Origin of the sequence: Pseudomonas sp. PA-4-8C (assembly GCF_021606625.1) — a bacterium.
GTDB lineage: Bacteria > Pseudomonadota > Gammaproteobacteria > Pseudomonadales > Pseudomonadaceae > Aquipseudomonas > Aquipseudomonas lactis.
This window is the reverse complement of sequence record NZ_WKCD01000294.1, coordinates 1-6,790: the sequence shown is the minus strand read 5'-3', so window position 1 is coordinate 6,790 and position 6,790 is coordinate 1. Positions and strand designations below refer to the sequence as shown.

7 protein-coding genes are annotated in these 6,790 nt (G+C 59.2%); 3 read left to right on the top strand and 4 right to left on the bottom strand.

Features of this window, described 5'->3' with window-relative positions:
* Window positions 1-146 precede the first annotated feature (146 nt).
* Entirely contained in the window at window positions 147-1,202 is a 1,056-nt protein-coding gene (locus GIW04_RS26245) for a permease (RefSeq protein WP_120249137.1), read from the bottom strand.
* A 57-nt stretch (window positions 1,203-1,259) separates the two neighbouring features.
* Window positions 1,260-1,961, bottom strand: a complete 702-nt coding sequence (locus GIW04_RS26240; protein WP_034125794.1) for a hypothetical protein — start codon at window positions 1,959-1,961, stop codon at window positions 1,260-1,262.
* 252 nt (window positions 1,962-2,213) lie between these two features.
* Between GIW04_RS26240 and GIW04_RS26235 the strand changes: the two genes are divergently transcribed.
* From GIW04_RS26235 to hemB, 3 genes are all read left to right on the top strand, one after another.
* On the top strand, window positions 2,214-2,912 hold the full coding sequence (locus GIW04_RS26235; protein ID WP_034135269.1) for a glutathione S-transferase N-terminal domain-containing protein: 699 nt from the start codon (window positions 2,214-2,216) through the stop codon (window positions 2,910-2,912).
* 3 nt (window positions 2,913-2,915) lie between these two features.
* Window positions 2,916-3,758: a PhzF family phenazine biosynthesis protein gene (locus GIW04_RS26230; protein WP_003190314.1), complete on the top strand. Its 843-nt coding sequence runs from the start codon at window positions 2,916-2,918 to the stop codon at window positions 3,756-3,758.
* A 116-nt stretch (window positions 3,759-3,874) separates the two neighbouring features.
* Window positions 3,875-4,849 (top strand): porphobilinogen synthase, encoded by a 975-nt coding sequence (gene hemB / locus GIW04_RS26225; protein WP_016977356.1) that lies wholly within the window; start codon window positions 3,875-3,877, stop codon window positions 4,847-4,849.
* Window positions 4,850-4,958: 109 nt separating this feature from the next.
* On the opposite strand, the gene GIW04_RS26220 is transcribed toward hemB, so the two are convergent.
* Entirely contained in the window at window positions 4,959-5,267 is a 309-nt protein-coding gene (locus GIW04_RS26220; protein WP_032900519.1) for a contact-dependent growth inhibition system immunity protein, read from the bottom strand.
* Window positions 5,264-6,790, bottom strand: a 1,527-nt coding sequence (locus tag GIW04_RS26215) for an RHS repeat-associated core domain-containing protein (protein ID WP_236479341.1), incomplete at its 5' end; no start/stop codon positions are given. The genes GIW04_RS26215 and GIW04_RS26220, both read right to left, overlap by 4 nt.

The window sequence follows — 6,790 nt, the reverse complement described above, 5'->3', positions numbered from 1 at the left end:
CCCACAGTTGGATCGCGGTGCGTCAGTTAGATCAGCGTCGGCTGCCAGGCCGTCGCGGGAGCAAGCTCCCTCGCCACAGGTTTAGCGTCGTACCGAAGTTGTGTAGATACCTATGCTGCGATGAGGCCATCGGCCCCACTGAAACTCTAAAGAATCACCGCCCCAATCAACCCACACACCACCCCCACCAGCATGGTCAACCCGGCCACCGTCACCAGCACCCGCGCATCGAAATCCTTGCGCAGCATCAACAGCGACGGCAGGCTCACGCTCGGCAGGGTCATCAGCAAGGCCACGGCCGGGCCGGTGCCCATGCCCAGGGCCATCATGGTTTGTACGATGGGAATCTCTGCCGCTGTCGGAATCACAAACAGCGTGCCCACAATCGCCAGCGGCACCAGCCACACCAGGCTGTCGGCCATCGCCCCGTCCACATGAGGGAACAGCCAAACCCGTGCCGCGCCGAGGATCAGCACCGCCAGGATATACACCGGGATAGTGCTCCAGAACAGCTGCCACAGCGTGCGTAACCAGCGGCTCAGGAACGGTTGCGACTCCACCGTGCTGACGTCGGCAACGGCTTCCAGTGCGGCTTCCGGCACTTGGTCCGGGCGCGCAATGCGCTGTGCCACCAGGGACACGCCCACCACCAGCACAATCCCCGCCACCAGCCGCAACGCGGTGAAACCCCAGCCCAGCACAAAGCCCATGAACACCAGGGTGGCCGGGTTCAATACCGGGTTGGCAATCCAGAACGCCAGTGCCGCGCCGACCGACACCTGCTGGCGGCGCATGCCCGCCGCCACCGGGGCCGCGCAGCAACTGCACATCATCCCCGGCAGGGCGAACAGCCCACCGCGCAGGGTCGAGCCCAGCCCGGCGCGGCCAAACAGGCGCAGCAGCCAGTCGCGGGGGATCAACACTTGCAGTAACGAGCCGAGGATCACCGCCAGTACGGCGGCTTTCCAGATGGCCAGGAAATACACCTGGGCATAGGCGAGAGCTGCCTCCAGGGGCGAGCTTTGCTGGTCATTGAGAATCGAGGCGCCAATGCTGTGGTTATCGGCCGCTACAAACGCCTTGAGGTAGTAGGGCGACCACTTCACATAGTAGAGGCCGATGCAGGCCACCAACAGAAATAGGGCAGGTTTGCACCAGAACGCCCAGCCGCGGCTGGGCTGGGTGGAAGCGAGGTTGGGCATGGAGAGGGTCCGCAGGTGAGTCGTAGCCCGGCATCATACGCCCCTGCGGCCCAAGCTTCAGATATCTGCGCTGACCTGGGTCGGGTCCGGGCAGTTTTCCCCTCCGTTATTCAGCCCTTGCTTGTAGTTGCGGCTGAGCAGCGAGGCCTTGCCGTTGTGCCAGGTCAATGTCAGCACATACAGGGAGTCGTAGTCATTCCCAGACCAATCATCGGTAATGGTGTGCTTTTCGCCGGCCGCTTCGCTGGCGACTTTGTTGATCAGTTCTGGCAAATAACCATGGGACCAGGCCGTATAGATCGTCGCGTTGCGGTACTTGTCCTCGACCAGTTCTTCGGCCAGGGCACTGGTGTCATTCGCTGAAAATTCGATGTTCACCGGCAGGCCAAGCTTGATCGCGCTGGGGCTGATGGTGATCAAGGGGCGAATGTAGCTGTAGGAGTTATCCAGTTCGCCTTCCTCGACGTTGCGTGTCGGGTTGGCAGCGAACACATAGTTGGCTTTGCCGAACTTTTCCGGCAACAGGGTCGCCAGGTTCATGGCGCGGTTCAGGCCCTGGCAATTGAGTTGGCCCAGGCCACCGGCGGGTTTTTCACCATGGCGCAGGAATACCAGGGTTTGCACGCCATCGACCGGTTGCGCACGGCTTTCACGGGCGTCCAGGGCGGTGACGATAGCAGCGCTGACCAGCAGCAGCGGCAATACCATATAGGAATAACGTTTGAGTTGTGGCACAAGGCGCAGAGGCTTGATCTTCATGATAGGTTCGAGTCTTCGTGCGTCGGGTTAAGGCGGACAAGCCCGGCCCCAGTGACGCATCAGCGTCCTGCGGTGTTCCCTGTCGATAGAGCAAAGCGCCTCCTTTCATTCTCCGGGCGCTCTTTAAGAGTGCATTCGGGCGCTTTGGTTCGCCCACGCGGGATTCTAGCCGGCAAATGTTGCGCAACGATGACCCATGCACGACGGCAGGCAGATGACTATCATGGGGACTTTCCGTCCAGGGGGTTCTCGATGAACGCACTCGCCGCTTTCCCGATCAACAGCAAATGGCCCGCCCAGCACCCGGAACGCCTGCAGCTGTATTCGTTGCCCACGCCCAACGGCGTCAAGGTGTCGATCATGCTCGAAGAGCTGGGCCTGCCTTATGAGGCGCACAAGGTCAGCTTCGACACCCAGGACCAGTTGTCACCCGAGTTCCTGTCCCTGAACCCCAACAACAAGATCCCCGCGATCATCGACCCCAACGGCCCGAGCGGGCAGCCGCTGGCGCTGTTCGAATCCGGTGCGATCCTTATCTACCTGGCAGAAAAAACCAGCCAGTTGCTTTCCGAAGACCCGGCCACGCGCTATGAAACCCTGCAATGGTTGATGTTCCAGATGGGCGGCATCGGCCCGATGTTTGGCCAACTGGGGTTCTTCAACAAATTCGCCGGCAAGGCGTATGAAGACAAACGCCCGCGTGACCGCTACGCCGCCGAATCGCGGCGCTTGCTGGGCGTGCTGGAAAAGCGCCTGTTGGGCCGCACCTGGATCATGGGCGACGAGTACAGCATCGCCGACATTGCGATCTTTCCGTGGGTTCGCAACCTGATTGGGTTCTACGAGTCCGGTGACCTGGTGGGCATTACCGATTTCCCTAACGTACTGCGGGCGTTGGACGGTTTTGTCGCACGTCCGGCGGTGATCCGTGGCCTGAACATTCCGAGCTGAAGCATGCCGACTTTCGATTTTCAACAACTGGATGTCTTCAGCAGCGTGCCGCTTAAAGGCAACCCGTTAGCCGTGGTGCTGGGTGCCGATAGCCTCACCGACCAGCAGATGGCGGACTTCGCCAATTGGACCAACCTCAGCGAAACCACGTTTTTACTGACGCCGCGCGACCCTCGTGCTGACTATCGGGTAAGAATCTTCACCACCCTCAAGGAGCTGCCGTTCGCTGGGCACCCGACCTTGGGCAGTTGCCACGCCTGGTTGCAGGCTGGCGGTGTGCCACGCGGGGAGGAGATTATCCAGGAGTGCGAAATCGGCTTGGTGCGTATTCGCCGTCAGGGCGATGAACTGGCGTTTATCGCGCCGCCATTGCTGCGTGCCGGCCCGGTGGAGGCGCCGTTGCTGGAGCGCGTGCGCCTGGCATTAGGCTTGGCGCCCGAGGCTATCTTGCGCAGCCAGTGGGTCGACAATGGTGCCGGTTGGCTGGCGGTGATGCTGGCTGAGCGTGATGCCGTGCTGGACCTGCGCCCAGACTACGCGCAGCTGCAAGGGTTGGCCGTAGGGGTGATCGCCTCCTGTGACCCCACGCGTGACGCGGTGGACGCGCAATTTGAAGTGCGCGCTTTTGTCGCTGGCGATGGCGCCGCCGAAGACCCGGCCACCGGCAGCTTGAATGCCGGCGTGGCCCAATGGCTCCTCGCTGAAGGCCTGGCGCCCAACCGTTACGTGGTCAGCCAAGGCACGGCGATAGGGCGAGCGGGGCGTATTTATATCGAGCGCCAGGGCGATGAAATCTGGGTGGGCGGCGCCGTGGCGTTGTGCATCGAAGGGCGTCTACAGCTGTAGATCAATGAATTGTTACGCGCCTGGCAATACACTATTGGCCCCTCGGCGTTTGTGTTGCCAGGACTTGGGGGCATAAGCTTTCGCCCCAAAGTGTTCAGCCATTTTTCAGGATTGCCATGACCAGCCAGTTTCCCCAAGCCCGCCCACGTCGCCTGCGCCGCTCCCCGGAGCTGCGTGGTCTGTTCCAGGAAAGCGAGTTCACCCTCAACGACCTGGTATTGCCGATTTTTGTCGAAGAAGAAATCGACGATTTCGTGCCCATCACCAGCATGCCGGGTGTGTTGCGCATTCCTGAGAAAAAACTCGCCGGTGAGATCGAGCGTTACGCTCGCGCCGGCATCAAGTCGGTGATGACCTTCGGCGTGTCCCACCACCTCGACGCCAGCGGCAGCGACACCTGGAAAGAACGTGGCCTGGTTTCGCGCATGTCCTCGATCATCAAGGACGCCGTGCCGGAAATGATCGTGATGTCCGACACCTGTTTCTGCGAATACACCGACCACGGCCACTGCGGCGTGATGCACGGCGCCCATGTCGACAACGACGCGACCCTGGTCAACCTCGGCAAACAAGCCGTGGCCGCCGCCCGCGCCGGCGCCGACGTGATCGCTCCGTCCGCCGCGATGGACGGCCAGGTCCAGGCCATCCGCCGCGCCCTGGATGACGCCGGCTTCACCCACATCCCAATCATGGCCTACTCCACCAAATTCGCCTCGGCCCTCTACGGCCCCTTCCGCGAAGCCGGCGGCAGCGCGCTCAAGGGCGACCGCAAAAGCTACCAGATGAACCCAATGAACCGCCGCGAAGCCGTGCGCGAATCGCTGCTGGACGAACAGGAAGGCGCCGACGCGTTGATGGTCAAGCCTGCCGGGGCCTACCTCGACATCATCCGCGACATCCGCGAAGCCTCGCGCCTGCCGGTGGCGGCGTACCAGGTGAGCGGTGAGTACGCGATGATCAAGTTCGGCGCACAGGCTGGGGCGATTGATGAGGACCGGGTGGTGCGCGAGACGTTGGGGTCGATCAAGCGGGCGGGGGCGGATTTGATATTTACGTATTTTGCGATGGATTTGGCGTTGGCGGGGATTTAAGGGCGTCGCTGAACCTGTGGCGAGCGAGCTTGCTCGCGTGGGGCTGCCTAGCAGCCCCCGTAGCTGGTTACATCGATGTAGCTGAATGAGATCGGCGTACTGATGGATTTTATTTTTTAAGTAAATGCGTGTCGAATTTTTCCACTATATGGTGGAGCCATAACGGCCCTGATGCCCATTCATTTGGGTAGTAATAGAAACAGTACTGTTTGTGCAGCAAGTTTTCTTGGAACTCTGATTCGTTTGTGTAGGAGTCAATCAATTCTAGAATCTCATTCCTTACGGTGCAGATCACGTCTGTGGACGAGTCCATTAGAAAACTATCAATGACGTCGTCGGCGCAGGCGTGATCCTCTACCCAGTCTTGATTAAAGTAGGCGCCAAAAAATTGCTGAAGCTCAGTTAATGGTATGTTCATTTTTCTATTGGGTATCCTGTAAGTAAAAGGTAGCCATTTGGCATTTTTGGTTTTTTTATTAAAACCAGAATAAATTTATATACGGGGACTGACTCTGTGCTACCTCTTATAACGCTCAATCCCAAAGGGCTGCTCGAGTGTTCTCTAATGATATGCTTGTCTTTTTTTCCTTTGAGAAATTTGGATATTTCGTGATGATGTGTGGATAAGCTTTCAGTAACGAGCGCTTCTGCTTCCTCTAAAGTTTTGAATGTGGACGCTGCTGGTATATTCGGTTCCCATTCAAGCCTTTCAGCTAACTGAATATCTGTCTGTCCTATATGTTTTTTGATTAAGTGCCCACCAGATTTTTCGTGTGCAACTAGTACGCCGCTGGATAATTTTTTTGTGTGGACTAAATCGAATTTTGAGCCAGGGCATACTCCAATCTTACAGCTTAGTCCCAGCGGGTCTACCCAACCTGTCGGATTGGGCACATACCGGTACCCATTGATCCCCCCCGCCAACTTCACCGGGTCCGGAGTCAGATAGCGACCAATATCCGGATTGTAGTAGCGATGGCGGTTGTAGTGCAGGCCGCTTTCCTGATCGAAATACTGACCCTGAAACCGCAGTGGGTTGTCGATTTTGCCTACGTCGAGCCGGGCGATCTGGCCGTAGGCGCGGTAGTGGGCGGACCAGACGATTTCGCCGTCGGGGCTGGTCAGTTCCTGTGGGGTGCCGAGGTGGTCGAGTTGGTAGTGGTAGGGCGTTGTGGCGTGTGGGCCGAAGCCTTCCAGTAGCGCCAGTGGTCGGAAGCTGTCGGGTTCGTAGAGGTAACTGCGATGACGCTCTGCATGGTGCTCGGCAATCAGCTTGTCGCCTTGCCAGAAAAACTCGGTGGTCTTGCCGTCCACGGTTTTGCTGATGCGCCGCCCAAATGGGTCGTAGCGATAGCTGGCGGTTTGGCCGTTCGGCTTTGTGATGCTGATTAACCGATGCTGGCAGTCGTAGCGGTATTCGGTGACGAGTTGCTGGCCCTTGCCACGCCGTTCGCGGATGAGGTTGCCGAAGGCGTCGTAGTCGTAATGGCGGTCGCCCTGGATTATCAGGCGGTTGGCCGCAACGATGTCGGGGCCGGGGCGGTCTTGCATCAGCAGGTTGCCGGCCGGGTTGTGGCCGAAGCGTTCCTGCACGTCTTGGGAGTGGTCGGCGCGGGTCAGGCGGGCGAGGGGGTCGTAGTGGTAAAGGTGTTCGCCTTTGCGGGTGTCGAGCAGGCGGGTGAGGTTGCCGCTTTTGTCGTAGTCGTATTGGCGTTGGTAGAGGTGGTTCTGTTGCTGAGTGACCGCCTGGGCGTGTAGGCGGTGGTGGTCGTCGTAGTGGTAGTGGCTGAGCAGTTGGCCTTGCTGGCGCTGATGTTCGCGGCCGCTGTTGAATAGATGTGAGGTGAGCACTTCTCCGTTGAGTTCGACGGTGGCGAGGTGGCCGCCTTTGTCGTGGTTGAAGGTGATGCGGTTATTGTCTGGCAGGCACAGGTGTTGAAG